The organism is Bradyrhizobium sp. IC3195, from assembly GCF_020193585.1.
In the GTDB taxonomy this organism is placed as follows: Bacteria; Pseudomonadota; Alphaproteobacteria; order Rhizobiales; family Xanthobacteraceae; genus Bradyrhizobium; species Bradyrhizobium yuanmingense.
The window spans coordinates 1-426 of sequence record NZ_JADYVG010000102.1; the positions used below are offsets into that span (position 1 = coordinate 1).

A 426-nucleotide genomic window follows, 5' to 3' on the forward strand; every position below is an offset into this window, starting at 1 on the left:
CAACACGTCCCTGTATTTTCTCGGTCCACGACCGAGCGCCCTTAAGTTATCGCGCAGCAAAACCGTCGGGGCGGACCAGACGCTAACACCGACGCGCGCCGAGTCCGTCCCGAAGACCATCGCACTGGGATTGGTGATGATGCGGCAAAGAGAGCAAGTCGCGTGCCGAAGTGAATTCGCGGGCTCTGCAGGCACTTCGTCGCGGCGTCCGGCGTCAAGTTGCTGGCAATGGTCTCAATGCCGACAGCCAGCGCAGCCGGTGCAGTACGTTCGGCTACCGGGACCAAGCGCTCAAGATCCCATTTCATCGTCGAAGGTGTCTGGGACGCATCACCGCTGGAATCTGAGCTGCTCAACCAGGCGGATCGGCTTGTCGGCGGCAAGGATGCGGTATTAGTCATTGATGACACCGCAATGCCGAAAAAG

At 59.9% G+C, this 426-nt stretch carries 1 protein-coding gene; it reads left to right on the top strand.

The window, feature by feature from the left end; all coding sequences use genetic code 11:
• Nucleotides 1-237 precede the first annotated feature (237 nt).
• The coding region (locus I6F09_RS37290; protein ID WP_276573455.1) for a transposase at nt 238-426 on the top strand (189 nt) is incomplete at its 3' end.